17 protein-coding genes and 1 pseudogene are annotated in these 19,196 nt (G+C 52.2%); 5 read left to right on the plus strand and 13 right to left on the minus strand.

Going from position 1 to position 19,196, the window contains the following annotated elements; translation table 11 throughout:
* From F4Y39_11965 to F4Y39_12025, 13 genes and pseudogenes are all read right to left on the minus strand, one after another.
* Window positions 1-709: hypothetical protein (locus F4Y39_11965; protein ID MYC14434.1), on the minus strand; the 709-nt coding region annotated here is incomplete at its 3' end.
* A gap of 281 nt (window positions 710-990) precedes the next feature.
* The gene (locus tag F4Y39_11970) at window positions 991-2,544 is read right to left on the minus strand and encodes an ABC transporter substrate-binding protein (protein ID MYC14435.1); all 1,554 of its coding nucleotides are present in this window, start codon (window positions 2,542-2,544) and stop codon (window positions 991-993) included.
* Window positions 2,545-2,635: 91 nt separating this feature from the next.
* Complete coding sequence (locus F4Y39_11975; protein ID MYC14436.1) at window positions 2,636-3,634, minus strand: sugar phosphate isomerase/epimerase; 999 nt, start codon at window positions 3,632-3,634, stop codon at window positions 2,636-2,638.
* Between the two features lie 19 nt (window positions 3,635-3,653).
* A complete protein-coding gene (locus tag F4Y39_11980; protein ID MYC14437.1) occupies window positions 3,654-4,811 on the minus strand; it encodes a Gfo/Idh/MocA family oxidoreductase in 1,158 nt (385 codons plus the stop codon).
* Window positions 4,812-4,922: 111 nt separating this feature from the next.
* A pseudogene (locus tag F4Y39_11985) lies at window positions 4,923-5,084 on the minus strand (toxin-antitoxin system HicB family antitoxin).
* Window positions 5,085-5,107: 23 nt separating this feature from the next.
* Window positions 5,108-6,247 carry a mandelate racemase/muconate lactonizing enzyme family protein gene (locus F4Y39_11990; GenBank protein MYC14438.1) on the minus strand — a complete coding sequence of 380 codons (1,140 nt, stop codon included), beginning with the start codon at window positions 6,245-6,247 and terminating at the stop codon, window positions 5,108-5,110.
* A gap of 99 nt (window positions 6,248-6,346) precedes the next feature.
* Window positions 6,347-7,108 carry a hypothetical protein gene (locus F4Y39_11995; GenBank protein ID MYC14439.1) on the minus strand — a complete coding sequence of 254 codons (762 nt, stop codon included), beginning with the start codon at window positions 7,106-7,108 and terminating at the stop codon, window positions 6,347-6,349.
* Window positions 7,109-7,122: 14 nt separating this feature from the next.
* Window positions 7,123-8,379, minus strand: coding sequence for a Gfo/Idh/MocA family oxidoreductase (locus F4Y39_12000; GenBank protein MYC14440.1), 1,257 nt, complete (start codon window positions 8,377-8,379; stop codon window positions 7,123-7,125).
* 119 nt (window positions 8,380-8,498) lie between these two features.
* Entirely contained in the window at window positions 8,499-9,278 is a 780-nt protein-coding gene (locus F4Y39_12005; protein MYC14441.1) for a nucleoside-binding protein, read from the minus strand.
* Window positions 9,279-9,292: 14 nt separating this feature from the next.
* Window positions 9,293-10,432 carry a galactonate dehydratase gene (gene dgoD / locus F4Y39_12010; GenBank protein MYC14442.1) on the minus strand — a complete coding sequence of 380 codons (1,140 nt, stop codon included), beginning with the start codon at window positions 10,430-10,432 and terminating at the stop codon, window positions 9,293-9,295.
* Window positions 10,433-10,563: 131 nt separating this feature from the next.
* On the minus strand, window positions 10,564-11,703 hold the full coding sequence (gene dgoD, locus F4Y39_12015; protein MYC14443.1) for a galactonate dehydratase: 1,140 nt from the start codon (window positions 11,701-11,703) through the stop codon (window positions 10,564-10,566).
* A 15-nt stretch (window positions 11,704-11,718) separates the two neighbouring features.
* On the minus strand, window positions 11,719-12,696 hold the full coding sequence (locus F4Y39_12020; GenBank protein ID MYC14444.1) for an aldo/keto reductase: 978 nt from the start codon (window positions 12,694-12,696) through the stop codon (window positions 11,719-11,721).
* The gene (locus F4Y39_12025; GenBank protein ID MYC14445.1) at window positions 12,693-14,252 is read right to left on the minus strand and encodes a hypothetical protein; all 1,560 of its coding nucleotides are present in this window, start codon (window positions 14,250-14,252) and stop codon (window positions 12,693-12,695) included. The genes F4Y39_12020 and F4Y39_12025 overlap by 4 nt, the downstream gene beginning before the upstream one ends.
* A gap of 148 nt (window positions 14,253-14,400) precedes the next feature.
* Between F4Y39_12025 and F4Y39_12030 the strand changes: the two genes are divergently transcribed.
* The 5 genes from F4Y39_12030 to F4Y39_12050 all read left to right on the plus strand — a co-directional run bounded on the left by F4Y39_12030 (window position 14,401) and on the right by F4Y39_12050 (window position 19,148).
* Window positions 14,401-15,441, plus strand: coding sequence for an Ldh family oxidoreductase (locus F4Y39_12030; protein MYC14446.1), 1,041 nt, complete (start codon window positions 14,401-14,403; stop codon window positions 15,439-15,441).
* A 15-nt stretch (window positions 15,442-15,456) separates the two neighbouring features.
* Window positions 15,457-16,662 (plus strand): starvation-sensing protein RspA, encoded by a 1,206-nt coding sequence (locus tag F4Y39_12035; protein ID MYC14447.1) that lies wholly within the window; start codon window positions 15,457-15,459, stop codon window positions 16,660-16,662.
* Window positions 16,663-16,686: 24 nt separating this feature from the next.
* Window positions 16,687-17,928: a mandelate racemase/muconate lactonizing enzyme family protein gene (locus F4Y39_12040; GenBank protein ID MYC14448.1), complete on the plus strand. Its 1,242-nt coding sequence runs from the start codon at window positions 16,687-16,689 to the stop codon at window positions 17,926-17,928.
* Window positions 17,929-18,009: 81 nt separating this feature from the next.
* Window positions 18,010-18,867 (plus strand): hypothetical protein, encoded by an 858-nt coding sequence (locus F4Y39_12045; GenBank protein MYC14449.1) that lies wholly within the window; start codon window positions 18,010-18,012, stop codon window positions 18,865-18,867.
* A gap of 32 nt (window positions 18,868-18,899) precedes the next feature.
* Window positions 18,900-19,148, plus strand: a complete 249-nt coding sequence (locus F4Y39_12050; protein ID MYC14450.1) for a hypothetical protein — start codon at window positions 18,900-18,902, stop codon at window positions 19,146-19,148.
* Window positions 19,149-19,196: the final 48 nt, after the last annotated feature.

Here is a 19,196-nt window from a genome sequence, read left to right on the forward strand (position 1 = left end):
ATATGCTGTTGTTTTCAAGAAACAGCCGTTCCAGACTGGTCAAGTTAGATAGGGGTGTCACATTCGATATGTTGTTGCTGGAAAGATACAGCGTTTCCAGACTGGTCAAATTAGATAGGGGCGAAAGGTTGGATATCTCGTTACTGTTTACCCACTCTATCCGCTCCCCTACAAACACATTCGATTCACCGAGATCCAACGCTGTCAGATTAGTCGCAAACTCAAGCCCGGTCAGATCGCGAATATTCTTGTTCGGTGCAGCAAGGCGAGTTAAGGTCGCCATCTCTGCCTGCGTGATTGGTGCATCGCTCGCCTTGCCGAGACTGTCCGCAATGACCACACGCAGATTTGTATCAGGGATGGCAACCTGCGTTGCACCATCAGGGGGAGATACCTCTTTGCCAAAGCTGGCACTAAAGATCAGAAAATCGGAAAATCCAATTGCGCCGTCGCTGTCCAGATCATACTTCGCTTCATACCTCCCATCGCCCTGACGTGACCCAAACAGACCTGACAACGCCAAAAAGTCAGAGAAGCCAACTATACCATCGCCATCAAAATCCGGAGATACATTAACAGATGTGATCGCTTGATCACCCGCCGCAGTGTTCGCATCTATGGAAAAAGAAAAGCTATTTTGCGCTGGAAGAAATAGCGGATGTATCAAAAGCGCGAGTGTGGATAATGTGAACAAAATCAGGTTACGCATTGGTTTCTCTTTTCATTTAAGACTGTAGCCACACAATAGTGTGAATAGATTTGCCTAACTGGTCGCTCCGATCTCTTGTATAAATAGCGCATGGCATCACATCTGAGACACCTTCATCTGCGTGAACAGCATTTTTTTAGACATCTATGAAAAATTGTTCATAGTATAATACAAGCGTTTACAAAATTAATATCAAAAATTTGTCTTGTCGTCCAAAATTTGTCCCAGATTCCATTTTTTTCGATAGGTTGCCCCTTCTTACGCCATTCCCGTCTGATCGGTTACTCTTCAATCATCACATCGTGAAACCATTTGCTCCCGGTGGGGTGTAGCTTAAAGCCTTTGACGCGGGTGCGGAATGCCGCTGTTTGGGTCGAGTGTACGAGAGGTACCCAGGGGGCGTCGTGAAAGACGATTTCTTGTGCTTTTTGATACAGGACCGTGCGTTTTGCTTTGTCGGATTCTTTCTGGGCAGCTACCAATATGTCGTGCAATGGGTCGCTGCGGTAAAAGGCAATATTATTGGCCGGCATTTGGGTCGCGCTTTTGTCCAGCAGAATATAGAGGAAGTTGTCGGGGTCGCCGTTGTCCCCGGTCCAGCCCAGCAATGCCATGTCGTGCTGCCCGCGTTGGACTTTGTCCAGATATGTTCCCCATTCATAAGTGACGATTTCAGCTTCGATGCCAACTGTTTGTAAATCGGCCTGGATCGCCTGGGCGATTTTCTGGGGTTGTGGCATATAGGGACGCGGTACGGGCATGGCCCAGAGGGTGGTTTTGAATCCGTTTGGGAATCCCGCTTCGGATAGGAGTGTTCGGGCTTTTTCCGGGTCGTATTCATAGCCAGGTGTTTCTTGCCGATAGCTCCAGACCGTCGGCGGAATGGGATTGACTGCTGGAATGGCCAATCCCTGATACAGGTTGTCGATCAGGGCCTGTTTGTTGATTGCATGGTTTATGGCGCGCCGCACATTGAGGTTCTGGAATGGCTCTTTGTCCATGTTCATCGCCAGATAGCCCACGTTCATTCCCGGCTGGGACAGCAAGGCGAGGTTTTCGTCTGATTCAATTGTCGGTAAGAAGTCTGGCACGAGGTTGTCCATGCCGTCGATAGATCCCTGGGTTAGGGCGATTAGTCGGACGGAGTTTTCGGGAATGCTTCTAAAAATCAGGCGATCAATTTTGGGGGCTGGTCCCCAATAATCGGTATTGCGTTCCAATACCACGCGGTCGTCTTTTATCCATTCGACAAAGCGAAATGGACCTGTGCCCACGGGATGCCGAGCAAAATCAGCTCCCCATTTTTCGACGGCAACAGGGCTGACTATGGCGCAAAAATTCATTGTCAGATTTGCGAGAAAAGGTGCGTTGGGGCGTTTCAGGTCAATGGATACGGTCAGGTCGTCTATTTTGTGGACGTCTTTTACGATGTCGCTCATGGACATGCCTGCCCAGTATTGATACGCGCCTTCTACTTTGTTGAAAGGGTGATCGGGCTTGAATTGCCGCGCGAGTGAAAAGACGACGGCATCGGCGTTAAAGGGCGTGTTGTCGTGAAAGACGACATTTTCGCGCAACTGAAATGTCCAGGTTAATCCATCTTCTGACGCTTGCCAGGAAGTCGCTAATCCGGGTGCGAGGTCGGTGCGTTCGGGCACAAATGCGACGAGTGTTTCGTAAATGTTATCGCATACTTTAAACGATTCGCCGTCTGTCTCCAGCGCGGGATCCAGTCCCACGGAATCGCCACCGCGCCCAAAAACAACCGTGCGCCCGGTCTGTTGTCCGCAAGCGGTTATTAGCATCAATATTGCGAGAAATAGATAGCGTGCCATTGTGTTCCCCAAAAAAATGTCAGCCCTCACTATTCCGTCCTGTTGGGGTGGTGGATGGGAGGGCTGACCGCTGAAAGTTGATTGCTGAAAGCTATTCTTCAAACGCCGCGTCAAATGCCACTTCTGAGGGTTCAAAGTCGATCTCATTGACAAAGGCGCAGGATTCGGTTGCGCCGTGTTCGCGGTCCATGCCCGAATCTTCCCACTCGACGGAGAGCGGTCCATCGTAGCCAATGTCGTTTAATGCGCGAATGATTTCTTCAAAATCCACGCTACCGCGACCCACCGAGCGAAAATCCCAACTGCGATCTGGGTCGCCGAAATTTGTATGCCCACCAAATATACCCGCTCGTTTGGGGTTGGGCGACAGGTAAGAGTCTTTCATGTGGACGTGATAGATCCGGTCGCTGAACTCGCGGATAAAGCCGACATAATCCACATTTTGATAGACCAGATGGCTGGGGTCGTAATTGAAGCCAAATTCCGGTCGGTTCTCCAGTGCCTTTAATGCCCGGGCAGATGAAGCTATATCAAATGCGATTTCCGTTGGATGCACTTCGAGTGCGAATCGCACGTCGTTCTTTTGAAAGACATCCAGAATCGGATTCCAGCGATCCGCAAAGTCGCTAAACCCCGCGTCGATCTGATCGGGTGACACCGGAGGGAAAGAATACAACAGATGCCAGATTGAGGATCCGGTAAAGCCATTGACCACGGTCAGGCCCATGGCTTTTGCTGCTTCGGCTGTTGCTATCATCTCTTCGGCGGCGCGTTGTTGCACGCCTTCGGGGTCGCCATCGCCCCATACATGGGGCGGCAAGATTGCCTCGTGCCGCGCGTCGATGTTGTCGCATACGGCCTGCCCGGCCAGGTGATTGCTAATGGCGAAGCACTGCATGCCGTATTGTTCGAGCAATTCCTTTTTTTCGCGTACATAGCCGTCGTTCGATGCGGCTTCGCGCACGTCCATGTGGTCGCCCCAACAGGCGAGTTCCACGCCGTCATAGCCAAAGTCTCTGGCTTTTTGCAACATGACTTCCAGTGTCAAGTCCGCCCATTGTCCGGTGAATAACGTAACTGGTCTTGCCATTTTTCACTCCTATTTTAACTCAAATTTTTGGCACATCCTGCCAGGTTTTTGTCGCTGCCGAATCGACTACGGCTTCCAGAACGGCCTGTACCTTGGTGCCTTCGGCAAAGTCGGGGGAAAAGGTTCCGTCCTGTGCAATCGCTTCAAAGAAATCCCTGAATTCGTGTGTGAATGTGTGTTCCCAGCCAATAATGTGTCCCGGCGGCCACCACGCGCCCATAAAGGGTTGGCTGCCTTCACCTACGATAATTTCGCGGAAGCCCTGGATGTGATCTTCGTCGTCGCGCGAGTAGAATTGCAATTCGTTCATTTTTTGCAGGTTGAATGCGATGCTGCCTTTGCTTCCGTTGATTTCAAAATGGTTGTAGTTGCGCCGTCCGGCGGCAAATCGCGTGGCTTCAAATGTGCCGAGTGCGCCGTTTTGGAACCGGGCCAAAAACATGGTGGCATCGTCAACGGTCACCTGGCCCATTTGTTCGCCGCCTTGCGCCCCCAGGCCCCCATCAACGGCTTCGAGTAGCGGGCGTTCTTTGATGAAGGTGGTATCTGCGCCGACTACGCTGTCGATATTACCTACGAGATGCAGGGCGAGGTCGATGATGTGCGCGTTCAGATCGCCGTGTGGTCCCGAACCCGCTTTGTCTTTTTCCAATCGCCAGACGAGTGGGAAGTCGGGGTCGATGATCCAGTCTTGCAAGTACACGGCGCGCCAGTGATAAATTTCTCCAATCCGCCCTTCGGCGATCAGTTGCCGCGCCAATGCCACTGCGGGTACGCGGCGGTAGTTGAATGCAACCATGGTTTTTTTGTTTGTGTTTTCTGCCACGGCCAACAATTCTCTGGCTTCTGCGAGGGTGTTTGTGAGGGGTTTTTCACAGATGACGTGTTTGCCGGCTTTCAATGCGGCGAGTGCCATGGGCAGGTGCTGGTCGCCAGGTGTGCAGATGTCGATGACGTCGATGTCGTCTCGATTGACGACTTTTTCCCAGTCGGTTTCGTATTCTTCCCATTGATATGTTTCAGCCGCATCTTTTACGGCGTCGGGGTTGCGTCCACAGATTACTTTTAATACGGGTGTTACACCGAGTTCGGGAAAAAATGCGGGCAATTGGCGGAATCCATTGCTGTGCGCTTTGCCCATGAATGAATATCCGATCATGCCGATGTTGAGTTCCATAGTGTCTCCTTTTTCTATGTGCATCTAAGATTTTCTCAAAAGCCGCATCAATATAGAAATCTGCCATCCCTTGTCAACGACTAAAGTTGGTTAAATCGCTTCTCCTGTTCTTTGCATGTCTGCAAGGCATTCGCGCACAAGTCGCTGGATGCCGTCCAAAGCCTCATCGGGAGTAGGTGCCAGCCAGCTTAGCGATGGGAATTCAGCGCATAGACCCACATGCGCGTTGTCTTCAGGAGACCATGTGATGCGGTAGGTGTAGTGGTCTCTCATTGCATGTCCTCCAATTTTTCGATTCAGAAGAAATCATACCCTTCTTTTACATTCGCGCGTGCCAAGTCCTCGTTAAATTCGACGCCGAGGCCCGGTTTTTCTGGGAGGATAAATTGTCCATCCTGAATTAATGGCTCGTCGCTGATCACGAGGTCCCAGCGCCATTCTATCTGGTCTGCATGGTAGGGCAGTTCCAGAGTGTGGAGATTTCGCACGGTTGCGCCTACATGCGCGGATGCCACCATGCCCAGCGGCGATACGATGTTGTGGAACGCGGCGGGCATGTAGTATAGGTCTGCCAGATCTGCGATTTTTTTGCCTTCCAGCATGCCGCCGGTCGCTGAGATATCGATGTGTAGCATGTCGCATGCCTGATTCTCAATTAGCCTGCGAAATCCATCTCTGCGGTGGACCCATTCGCCCGTACAGATCGGTATGGATGTCGAAGCTGTTACTTTGCCCATGGCGTCGATATTTTCCGGGGGTACGGGGTCTTCGAGGAACATCAGGTTGAATTTTTCCAGGCGCTGGGCGAGTAAGAGTACGTCGCGCACATTGTATTTTCCGTGGCAGTCAATGCACAGGTCGATGTCGTATCCGACGGCGTCGCGGACTGCGGATACCATGGCTTCCATTTTGTCCAATTCGGCGAGTGATAACCCGCGATCTACGGGGTCATGTTGCAATTCGTTTGCCGATCCGTCGATGTCGAATTTGATGGACTGATACCCATCTGCCACGCCCTCTTTGGCGCGCTCGGCCCATGTCTCGGGGGTGTTTGTACGATTTCGTCCCCTGCCCACATCGGCGTACATCCGCAGTCGGTCTCGATATTTTCCGCCGAGTAATTGATAGACTGGCACGCCAATGGCTTTGCCCGCGACATCCCAAAGTGCTGTTTCCACACCGCCGATTGCGCCGAGGAGTATCCCGGCGGTAGATTGCCCAGTAGAACGGTCGAGCATCCGCGTGTAGAGTGGCTCGACATTCAGGGGATTTTGCCCGATGAGCATGGGGCGCAAGCATTTTGTCACCGCATCGGTTATGCCTTCGCCCGGATGTGCTTCACCTATGCCCGATATGCCAGCATCGGTTTCTACTTTCACGTAGTTCCAATCTTTGTAGCCCTTCAATGTTGTGGCTTTGACGTCGGTAATTTTCATGGCTTGCCTCTCTTGCCTCTTTTGTTGGATTATCCAAAAATATCCCCGATTCAACGGTGAATCGGGGGCGCGATTAATGCGTACATTTGTGAGGTCAGTTTAATCGCGCACATCCGGCGGTTGGGGTTGAGAATTAAATCCGTAGATGCGCTTCATTTCCGGCGTGGCTCGATCCACCACTTCGGGTTTGAGGTAGTGTACAAAATCGAACATCGGCTTTAGAAATGATCGGCAGCAAAAGCAGATCAGGCATACGCGGGCGTCATCTGTGCGGTTGGATCCTGTGGCGTGCCATATTGCGCCGTTGAACAAGAATACTGAGCCTTTTGGGGCTGAGAGCCGCATTTCGTCGGGATGGCAAAGCGCGTGTGGATGGTCTGTTGGCGGGGGCTTTTTTAAGAACCTATGGCTGCCGGGCACAAAGCGCGTGCCCCCGTTTTGTGGGGTAAAGTCGTTCAGGAGCCACAGGGTGTTGACAAACATGGGGAATGAGGGCAGCGGCTCTGGCATTTTGCCAAGCGCATTATCAACGTGAAACGCGTTGTCTTCGGCGCCCGGATAAATCACATTTGACGTGAGTGTGCTGAGGGTATAATCTTCGCCCAGCATATATTCAAAATAGGGCACGACTTTGGGATGTGCCACCAGCTTTTCAAATGGTTTTCCCTTGTTCACCAGCCACCGCACATGCTGGCCCCTGCCACTGGTATGCACCCGTCCCGAGCCATCTCCGCGCTCTTGTTCAGCGAGGCGTAGCAGTAGTGCGCGATAGTGCGATATCTCGGATTCAGAGAGTACATTGGGGATGATTACATAGCCCTGTTCGTCTAACTGTTGCCGGTGTTCTGGTGAGATTTTCATCGCGTGCTCCAGGATTATAATCCGTAATAGTCATTGATTTCTTTCTGATACCCATCCACTTCACCTTTTAACATTTCGTCTAAAGTGACGGCGCGTCCGAGCATGCCAGATTCGAGAATCGCATAGCTCAATGCCAGGTCGATGGTGCCTTCTTCGCCGCTCATCTGGATGGGTTTGCCGTTTGCGATGGCTTGCAGCCAGTTCAGGTTCTCAAGCGCAAATGCATCGGTGATTCCGCTCGGCATGACTTCGGATATGCGCGATGGATCGGCTTCGCGTTGAAATCGATCTTCCACATTTTCCGATGTACCGTCTTCGCCAAATAATTGCCCGTCTGAGATCGCTCCTTTGCTGCCCCAAATATTCGTGCCGCCCGGTACGCCGACCTGTGTTCCCCGCGCGCTTCTCGATACAGCCATGTGCCCGATGCCACCGTTTTCAAATTCAAAGTTGGCAAAAAAAGCATCATCCACCTGATTTTCGATTTGATCGACTACGGCGCGATCATCGTCGGACATCAAGACGCGCACAGATTCGAGCGTGCGCCACAGGGCTTGAATGGATTTTACGGGTCCACAAATTGTGCGGACGCCGTTAAAAAGGTGGACGCCCAGATCGATGGCAACGCCTCCACCCGCCCCCAGTTTACTCTGGCGCCAGGGCGTTCGCGCAGCTACGAGGTCTGGACGCGAATTGCGAAATCCGATGACGCCGCGATAGAGCATTTGTACATCGCCAATGAGGCCCTTTTCTACAGCCCACTGGCTGGCCCAGGTAGAGGGATTGAAATTCACATTTTCGTCTATGCTCAAAATTTGTCCGGTTTCGTCGGCGACTTCGCACATTCGCTGGGCTGCTTTGACCGAGATTGCCATTGGTTTTTCGACCGAGACGTGTTTGCCTGCTCTCATGGCATCGATGGCGATGCTGTGGTGGTTGTCGTGTCCGGTCAAAATGATCACTGCGTCGATTTTGCCCTTTTCCAACATTTCGTTGTAGTTGGTGTACACTTCTGCATCGCTATCGGGATGCAGGTCACTGATAAATGAATGCGGCGCATTGAGCGGATCCCCGGGCGCGTCAACAGGTGCGGGACGAGGACCGGGTCCCTCGCCTCGCTTGCGGAAGCGATGGGCGTCTTCTTCTTTGCGCGCGCACAAAGCCGTGATCTGAAATAGGTCGCCAAAACCGTTTTCCTGGAGGATTTTATAGCCACGCAAATGGGCGTTTAGTATTCGCGCACAACCGATGATGCCAATTCGCACTTTCATGGTGAAATTCCTTTTTAAAAATCAACGAATCAACGAATCAACGAATCAACGAATCAACGAAGGAGTTCGTAGTGATTTTGGGTAGTGGGGCGGGGTTCGTCTATTCGTTTATTCGCCTCTCAGAGTTGCCACACGACCAGTAATTGCACGACATTTTCGGTAGTGGTGGTGCCGAGTTTGTTCCACCAGTACTGGTATTCTATGCCGACAAAGAGCGTGTTGCCCTCGCCGTTTATCGCTTTGCTCAAGTCATAGGTGAGTTGTGGCTGCACGAGGAGCCAGCTTTTGACTTCGCTGCCAAATTCGTTGGTCTGAGAACCGATGTATTCTGCATGGCCGAAGAAACCGAAGGTCTGGCTGTCGGTCCCGAAGGCTGTTCCCCAATTGATGTCGAATACAAAGCTGTTGCTCGTTGTGGGCGCGCCGCCGTGCGCTGTGCCGCTGCTGGCGTCGACCAGGGCGGTCAGGTCGGTGTTGACAAAGAAGAAGCCAGGCACGTTCCACGAAGCCCGGACGCCGGGCAGGTATTTGAGGACATTGGCATCGGAATCGGCATTGAATCCAGCGATTATGGAAATATCTCTGATGGGACCGATGCTGATCTCTGTGTTCGTCAGTTTGCCAATGCTGAGGGTCGGATACCATTCGCCGTAGATACTTTTGTCGTTGAAGCCGTCTGGAACGCCGTCTTCCAAAAAGTCAATAAAAAAGAAACTGTCGCCATATCGCCACTGTGCTGCCTGTTGCACGGTGAGGATAGAGGTGTATTCCTCGGCTCCGGAAAACGGGTTTGTGAGTTTGCCGTATTGAAATTGGAATGAGGTTTGGGCGATTACCGCGGCCGGCTGCAGGAGAATGCAAGCGATTAGTGCGAATAAGCCGGGGTGTTGTTTCCGCATCTTTAATTCCTTTTTTACCAATTTGTGTAAGAGCCGTCCGCGCGGCGGAATCCCGATCCTGTAGAGGGTTCGGGAGGGGATGCGTCTGCAAGCGCGTCTTCGTTAAATTCAATGCCCAATCCCGGTCCTTCGGGGACGAGCAAGTGACCGTCTGCGTAGGGCATTTGTTTGGGGAATACATCTGTCAAGGTGGTCATGGGCGGTCTGGGCAATTCCTGTACGCCGACGAGAGAAGACGATAGACACAGGTGCAAACACGCGGCTGTTGACACGGGTCCCAGTGGATTGTGGGGAGCCAGGTGAATATAATGTGTCTCGCACCAGCCCGCGATTTTTTTAGCTTCGGTCAAACCACCCGCAATGCAGAGGTCAACGCGGCAATAGTCCATTAAATCTTCTTCGATTACTTGCTGGAATTTCCACTTGCTATCGAATTGTTCGCCGATGGCTAAGGGCAGATGCGTATTTTGTCGCACGAGGCGCAGGCTCTGCGTGCTTTCGCTTCGCAATGGGTCTTCGATAAAAAATGGGCGATAGGGTTCCACGCCTTTGCAATATGCAATGACCCAGGCGGGGTCCAGTCGCGTGTGAACATCTACGCAGATTTCTATTTCATCGCCACAGGCTTCGCGCACGGCTTCTACCTGTTTGATGCCGTGACGTACGGCGCGCGAAGGTTCAAATACATTGGGGTCTGTGGGGTCGCTCAGGCCCCATCGCACAAATTTCCAGCCTTCTTCCTGTCGTTGTTTACAATTTTCGACCAGGCGGTCGATATTGTCCCGTTCGCCAATATGCGGATAACACGCCACTTTGTCGCGGGTTCTTCCGCCCAGTAGTTCATAGACGGGTACGCCCAGGGCTTTGCCTTTGATATCCCAGAGCGCGATATCAACGGCGCTTACTGCCGATGACTGTACCACGCCGCCGGGGAAAAATCCGCCGCGAAACATAACTTGCCACAAATGTTCGATCCGAAAGGGGTCTTGCCCGATGACGTCTGGAGAAAACGAACGGATCACTTCGGCAATCGCGGTTCCGCGGCGCTTTAAGCCCGCTTCTCCCAATCCGTAAATTCCTTCGTCTGTTTCAACTTTGACGAAAAAATTTCCCGTTGTGGGAACGACGAATGTTTTTAATGCAGTGATTTTCATGATTATTCTCCTGAAAAGATGGATACATACAGATGCTTCTGAGTTGTATTAAAGTTGTGCGTTGGGCGCGCAAATAAATCAATGCGAGCAGGCCGAGGTACTATTGTATCCGCATCTTTAATACTTCTTTTTTACCAATTTGCGTACGATCCGTCTTCGCGGCGGTAACCCCAGCCTGTAGATGGTTCGGGAGGGGATGCGTCTGCAATCGCGTCTTCGTTAAATTCAATGCCCAATCCCGGTCCTTCGGGGACGAGCAGATGGCCGTCTGCGTAGGGCATTTGTTTGGGGAATACATCTGTCAAGGTGGTCATGGTGGGTCTGGGCAATTCTTGTACGCCGACGAGAGAAGAGGATAGACACAGGTGCAAACACGCGGCTGTTGACACGGGTCCCAGCGGATTGTGGGGGGCCAGGTGAATATAATGTGCCTCGCACCAGCCCGCGATCTTTTTTGCTTCGGTAAAACCGCCCGCAATGCAGAGGTCAACGCGGCAATAGTCCATCAAATCTTCTTCGATTACCTGCTGAAATTTCCACTTGCTATCGAATTGTTCGCCAATGGCCAGAGGCAGATGCGTATTTTGTCGCACGAGGCGCAGGCTCTGCGTGCTTTCACTTCGCAATGGGTCTTCGATAAAAAATGGGCGATAGGGTTCCACGCCTTTGCAATATGCAATGACCCAGGTGGGATCCAGTCGCGTGTGAACATCTACGCAGATTTCGAATTCATCGCCACAGGCTTCGCGCACGGCTTTTACCTGTTCGATGCCGTAACGCACGGCGCGCGAAGGTTCAAATACATTGGGATCTGTGGGATCGCTCATGCTCCATCGGGCAAATTTCCAGCCTTCTTCCTGTCGTTGCACACAGTTTGCGACCAGCCGATCGATATTGTTCTTATCGCCAACATGCGGATAACACGCCACTTTGTCGCGGGTTCTTCCGCCCAGGAGTTCATAGACGGGTACGCCCAGAGCTTTGCCTTTGATGTCCCAGAGCGCGATGTCAACGGCGCTCACTGCCGCTGACTGTACCACGCCGCCTGGAAAAAATCCGCCGCGAAACATGACCTGCCACAAATATTCGATCCGAAAGGGGTCTTGCCCGATAACGTCTGGGGAAAACGAACGGATTACTTCGGCTATCGCGGTTCCGCGATGTATTACGCCCGCTTCTCCCAGGCCGTAAATACCTTCGTCTGTTTCGACTTTGACGAAAAAATTTCCCGTTGTGGGCGCAATGAATGTTTTTAATGCAGTGATTTTCATGATAATCCTCCTGATTCACCCAATCCATCCCGCTGTGCCAATCACATCTGCGATGGGAAGGGCGCGAGATAGTTCTTCCCGTGTGAGCGGTGGCATGTCTGATGTCGCTGTGTTGTCTTCAACTTGTTGTCGATTTTTTGCGCCGGCAATGACGCAGGATACACCGGGGTGGTCTAACACAAACCGCAGGGCTGCCTGTGCCATGGTTCGTTGCTCTGTTTGCAAAAACAAAAGTTCGGGCAATTTTTTTAATCCCTCTTGCACTGCAGGACGTTGAAACCGCTCGTAACGCAAATCGTTTTGCGGTATTTGCTCGGCATTCTGTCCAAAGTATTTTCCGGTCAATTGGCCCTTTGCAAGGGGTACGCGGATGAGTGTGCCTATTTTTTGTTCTTTTGACCAGTGCAGTAATTCGTCGGCACTGCGTTCTAACAAATTGTATCCGATCTGCAAGATGTGGATGGGGCCCAATACCCGCAGTTTGTCGATGGCTTCCCGGTTGTTGGTCGAGATACCGTACCATCTGATTTTGCCTTCTCGTTGTAATTTTTCGAGGGTTTGCATTACGACAGGCATGGCCCATTCGTGCGGGATCGCGTGCAGTTGATAAATGTCGATAAAATCCGTTTGCATGCGTTTTAAGCTGTTTTCGCATGCTTCGACAATCCGGTTGTGTACTGATTGTTCATCGTTCTGGTCGATGTCCCGGTTTGGCTGCACTTTGGTCGCAATGATCCATTTGTCTCGCCGTCCCTGTAGTGCTCGTCCGACGAGTTCTTCGCTGTGCCCGTCGCCATAGCCTTCCGCAGAGTCGATTAAGTTCACACCGAGTTCTTCACAGCGATGGATCAGGGCTATGGATTCCGCATCGCTTGTGCCCGACCACACTTCAATGTTTCCATCTGCTCGCTGTTGTCTTCCAGAGATGGGAAAGGCGCCCAATCCGATTTCCGATACTTCGAGGCCAGTCTGTCCCAGTGTGCGATATTTCATGCCATGACTCCTGTCACACCACAATTGGCAACTGCGCCAGCTTCCACTGTGAGGACCTGCCAGCCGTTGTCCTCAAATCGCCACGAGAATGAGATGTCTGAATCGCCGCCATTGTAAAACATCACCCCATCCACATCTGTTCCGGAATGGATCACAAGCGGAAGGATTTGTTGGGGAACACCGCGCTCGCCATTGGCGTGTTTTACTTCGACTGTTGGCGTTACTTTGCTTTTTACTTCTCGCGTGCCCAAAAGCAATGGGCCGTAACATCCGGTCACGGGGCCAATGCCCCAGTTGCGTCCGTGGCCAGCCGCTGTCGAACAGACTGCGCCACCCATATCGGCGTGTTCTCTGCCACCGCGCAGCACCCGACGCGCCATCATCAGCTTGTCTGCTGCTTGCTTTAATGCGCGTTCGGCATAGTGCTCATCACCCGTCACCTGATAGGCCAGCGTTAGTGCCGCGGTGCTCGGTTCTGTTGTGGGTGTTACAGAGCCATCACCATTCCATATTCCCCAGTAGGTCATGTCGTTGCGCTTGCCCACGCCGGGCCAATCGCGGCGGCGCGCCTGTGGAAAGACCATGGCTATTTCGCCTTCTTGCATATCGGGAAAACGCGCGATTTGTGCCTGAATTGCCTCGTCCAGAGAGGGATCGGAGAATTGTCGCCGAAAATGGGAAATCGCCGCCGCGCCGGGATCCGAATACGGGTCTATCAATTCGTTGACCATTGGTTCTGCAATTCGCCGCGCTGCCTGGTGAAATACAGCGTCTCCCGATGCTTCGAATAGATCTCCCAGTGCGTATATGACGCCGGAAGCCAGCATTACTTCGACTCCGATGAGTGGGTCACCAGGGACGTGATGCCCGGCTTGTGCCGCCTTTTTTTGTTGTCCAGTCGCCTGCCTGCCAAATCTCGGTTGTCCGTTTGCATCCCAGGCAATGGGCAAGGGACCATCTGGTATGGCGACAATCATTTCTGCCCGGCGCTTGCCGTATTGCAAAGCCCAGTCCAGGTATCGGTCTTGTCCCGTCATTCTGTGTGCGGCAAGGGCAATGTGGACAAAGCGGAAGTGTTCGGCAATTTCGGCGTCATAGCCGTCGTCTCGCCCTACTGTGCGGGTGCCAATATAATATCCGTAAAACCGGTTGCGCTCCCAGTCAAACCATTCGGGAATGCCCGGAACCCAGTTGCCGATGTGTTCGGCTGCGTCTTGTAGTAGCGCGTTTGCTTTTTCGTCTTCGGGAAATAATCCGAGGTAACGCGGCAAAAAGAGTAGAAAGGGTTCGGTTCCGTGATGGGCTTCGGCTTCGGGTTCATAACCGTGCAGGCAGTCTCGTTCCACCCATCCGGCGAGCATATCGCGCAGGTGTTCAAAGTGCTCCCGCACTCCGTCATTTCCGGCGATGAGATAGTGGGGGAACCACGCCAGCGAATAGTTCGCTTCATCTTCGCCTCCGCCATGTCTGCTCGGCGGGTCCATGCGACGGCTCTGATCTAACCACTCATCCATCTCTTTTCGCAATGTCCGATAATGTTCAAAGCACTGTTTCATAAGTAGGCCCTCCAGAAGTTGTTTTTCTTTTTTGCCGTTGGGATTTATTATCTTGACGCTTCAAAAACGCGAAACTAATTTGTCAGACAGCATAGCGGAAAAAAATTTCAAAGTCAAGGTCTCTTGAAGCCTATTAGAAAGGATTGCCATGTCGGACATTCGCATTCGCGCAGAACACCTCGAACCGTTTATCCAATCGGTTTTTGAAAACGCGGGTATGCCGCCCGAAGATGCTGCCATAGAAGCAGAAGTGCTTATTTGGGCGAATCTGCGCGGGGTTGATTCGCACGGAGTTTTGCGCATTATTTCGTATCTCAACAGTATTAAGACAGGCGCGATGAATCCTCGACCCAATATTCGCGTTGTGAAAGAGTCGCCAGCGGTTGCCCACATTGCGTGCGACCGCGCTCTTGGGCCTGTGGCGACTGTTCCCGCGATGAAAAAAGCCATTGAGAAGGCCAAAAATGTGGGGATCGGATGGGTGTTGCTCAGCGATGTCACGCATCAGGGCGCGATGGCTTATTATTCTTTGATGGCGGCACAGGAGGGCTTTGCCGGGATTGCCATTGTTTGCAGCCCGCCCAATATGGCTCCTTTTGGTGCAAAGGCAGCGGGTGTACACAATAGTCCGATAGCCGTTGCTGTTCCGGCAAATAAACGCGATCCTATCAGTCTCGATATGGCGACCAGTGTGGCAGCGGGGGGCAAACTTCAGCTCGCGCAGGATAAGGGCGTGCCGCTGGGCGAAGATTGGGCACTCGACGCTGCGGGCAATCCGACGATAGACGCGCGTAAGGGGGTTATTCTGCGTCCGGCAGGTGGTCCCAAGGGATCGGGTCTTGCCCTTATTTTTCAGTGTTTGTCCAGTTTGATGGTCGATAATCCTCTGCTCGTTCCCGTATTGCGCGGGGGCGAGAGTTCGAGAAATCAAAACGGCATTGTCGCTGCAATTGATATTTCCTTTTTTGTTGATGTGGATGATTACAAAGACCACGTCGATAATTTGATCGATGAACTCAAGGCACTGCCCAGAGCAGATGGTTTTGACGATATTCTCATGCCCGGCGAGCCAGAAAATCGCACTCTTGCCGAACGCTCTGCCGAAGGTATTCCCATTCCGGCTGGTACGGCGGAAAAACTCCGCAAAGCCGCGCGGCGCTTTGATCTCGCGTTGCCTGAGGGTCTGTGAAAGATTGGAGCAGATATGCCAGAAATTGTAACCATTAAAGATGTCAAAACCATTGTGACGCAGCCTGCGGGTTCGCGGCTCGTTATTGTCAAAGTTATCACGTCGGAACCCGGTCTTTACGGGGTGGGGTGCGCGACATTTACGCAGCGTTTTCACGCGGTGCGTACGGCTATTGAAAAACATCTCAAGCCTTTTGTTATGGGGCGCGATGTGGATCGCATTGAGGAAATCTGGCAGATGAGCATGGTCAATGGGTACTGGCGCAATGGCCCCGTGCTCAATAATGCCATATCGGGGGTGGATCAGGCGTTGTGGGATATTAAGGGCAAACGCGCGGGCATGCCCGTGTATCAACTTTTGGGTGGAAAGTGTCGAGAGGCGGCAGATACGTATGCCCATGCCAGTGGGCGCGACAAGTACGAAGTGGTGGATAGCGTGCGTCACTTTATGGCACAGGGCTATCGCCACATCCGCGTGCAGATGGGGGGATATGGGGGACAGTCAGATACGATTCAAAAACCCGATGGTGCGCCCGATGGTGCTTATTATCATCCGCGAGAATATTGCCGTCGCATGTGTGATATGATCGAACATGTGCGTGTGGAGATCGGGCCTGAGATTGAGCTTTTGCACGATATTCACGAGCGTTTGCGTCCGATTGACGCGATCCAGTTCGCCAAAGATGTGGAGCCTTTTAAACTTTTCTTTTTGGAAGATGCTCTCGCGCCGGAAGACAATGCGTATTTTCACCATATGCGCGCGCAGTGCGCCACGCCCCTGGCTATGGGCGAACTGTTTAATCATCCGCACGAGTGGATGCCTCTTATTCAAGATCGGCTCATTGATTTTATTCGCATGCACGTCAGCCAGATGGGTGGTATTACTCCTGCGCGCAATGTCGCTGCTTATGCCAATATGTACAATGTGCGCACGGCGTGGCACGGTCCCGGCGATACATCACCTGTTGGTCACGCGGCCAATTTGCACCTTGACCTGTGGGCGCCCAATTTCGGTATTCAGGAGTGGTGCCGTTTCAACGATCTCGTCTATGATATGTTTCCCGGTCTGCCCGAGGTGCGCGAGGGCTATATGTATCCCAATGATAATCCCGGTCTGGGTATTGATATTGACGAGGATCTCGCTGCAAAATATCCGCCCGAAGATGAGATTATTAAGTGGACGCAAACGCGGGCTCCGGATGGGTCGCCCATGCGCCCGTGATGGAAGAAGGTAGAGGAGAATTTTATGAATACCCATTCATCCCCGTCAGATCTCAGAATTACCGATATGCGCGTTGTCAATCTTTCCGGTGTGCCTATGCGCTCTACGCTCATTCGCCTGGATACCAATCAGGGTATCTACGGTTTGGGAGAGGTGCGCGATGGGGCCAGTCATATTTACGCTTTGCAACTGAAGCGCCAGCTTTTGGGTGAAAATCCCTGTAATGTGGATAAGCTGTTTCGCAAGATCAAACAGTTCGGGTGGCATGCTCGGCAGAGTGGCGGCGTGTGTGGCGTGGAGATGGCTTTGATGGATCTGGCGGGTAAGGCTTATGGCGTGCCCTGTTATCAGCTCGCAGGTGGGAAATTCCGCGATCAGATCCGCATTTATTGCGATACTCACACAACGCCGAATCCCGAAGAGATGGGCAATCGCTTGAAGGCGCGCATGGAGCAGGGTTTTACTTTTTTGAAGATGGATATTGGTGTGCGTTTGCTCAAAGATATTCCGGGTACGGTGTCTTCCCCCGCGGGCATGCTGGAAACCTCGCAGGTTATGCATCCTTTTACGGGTATTCAGTTTACCGATAAGGGGATCGATGTTCTCGTTCAATATGTGGGAGTTGTGCGCGATATTGTGGGGTATGAGATTCCTTTGGCTGCGGATCACTTCGGGCATATCAATGTGGAGTCGTGTATTCGCCTTGCACGCGCACTCGAGCGGTTCAATCTCGCCTGGCTGGAAGATATGATTCCATGGCAATTGACCGATCAATGGGTGCGCCTCAAGAACGCAACGGCGACCCCGGTTTGTACGGGTGAAGATATTTATCTTCTGGAACATTTCAAGCCGCTGATCGATAATAAAGCCGTTTCGATTATTCACCCGGATCTCGCCACGTCGGGAGGGATTCTCGAGACTAAGCGGATTGGGGATTACGCGGAGGAACACGGTATTGCGATGGCTCTGCATATGGCGGCGACGCCAGTTGCGACGATGGCGAGCGTGCATTGCGCGGCTGCGACAAATAATTTTCTGGTTCTGGAATGCCACGCGGTTGATTATCCACCGTGGAATACGCTTGTTGCGGGCTTGCCCAATCCCATTGTTCAAAATGGTTATATTCAGGTGCCCGACGCGCCCGGACTCGGCGTTGATTTGAATGAAGAAGCGATTAAAGAACATATCAATCCCAATTTGCCGGGCTATTTTGAACCGACAGATGCGTGGAATGATGAACAGGTGAATGACAGGCTGTGGAGCTGATCCGCAGATGGACGCAGATGAACAAAAAAGGGGCAGGGTGGGGTTGACCGTTGATAACTGACAACTGAAAGGAGTGATACGATGCCTAATATTGGTATTATTGGCGCAGAGAATAGCCATACTGTGGCGATTGCAAAGACGATTAATATTGATCAACTCGTGTCCGGTTTTAGCGTTACCCATGTTTGGGGAGAGACGCCGGACGATGCGAAAGATGCACAGGAGCGGGGGCTGATTCCCAATATTGTGCAAGATCCCGAAGATCTGATTGGGCAGGTCGATGCGGCTATTGTGGATCATCGCCATCCCAAATATCACCTGCCTGCGGTGCGTCCATTGCTGGAGGCCAAAATTCCTCTTTTTGTCGATAAGCCGTTTTGTTATCGTCTCGATGAAGGCAAAAAATTTCTGGCTCGAGCGCGTGAACTCAATGTGCCTGTGTGTTCGTTTTCGGTTTTGCCCAAGCAGGCGTCTTTCGCGCAGTTGCAAGAAGATGTTCGAGAACTCGGGCGCATTATTTCAGTTGTTTCGACGGGTCCCTGCGATATTGATTCTGAATATGGCGGTGTCTTTTTTTATGGTATTCATCAGGTCGATATGGTCGTGCGTCTGCTCGATCAAGATATTACGCATGTACAGCTCAATCGCGGGGAGCAAAATCACACTGCGACGCTTTATTCTGCAAGTGGCGCGATTTCAACGATGAATCTCATCGGCGAAGGTCGTGTGGGTTTCCACGTTTCTGTGATTGGGGAAAAGGGACGCACTGATCGCGTGATCGGATACGATGAGAATACGTATCTTACAGGTGTTCTCGATTTTTGCCACATGTTTAGTACGGGGGAGACAGATGAAACAGATGGCTCAATTCTCACGCCCGTTGCTGTGCTCGAGGCGCTCGAGATGTCGCAAGAGTCGGGGGAGAAGTGTGAGGTGTGAGGTGAACAGAAGACAGTGAATGGAGGTTTTCGATGATTGGCGTTCTTACGCATCACTGGGCTAAAGATGATTGTGTTGATGAGGCTCGCGATCTTTTGAATCGCAACGGTATTGCCCAGAGTCAGGCTCCCGGATTTGTCAGCCGTCAGACGCTTCACGCGCTCGCCGACGAGACGCAGATTACGACGCTCGTTATTTGGGAGGATGAAGATATCTACGAGGGCTGGCGCGCCCGCCCCGCGCCGGCGACCGGTATGTGTGGCGGAAGTGATCTCTGGTAGCAGCCGACAGAGTCCGAGCGGGTTGAAGTTTTAAATCGCCTGGGGCTT

It is taken from the genome of Gemmatimonadota bacterium (assembly GCA_009838845.1).
Lineage (GTDB): Bacteria > Latescibacterota > UBA2968 > UBA2968 > UBA2968 > VXRD01.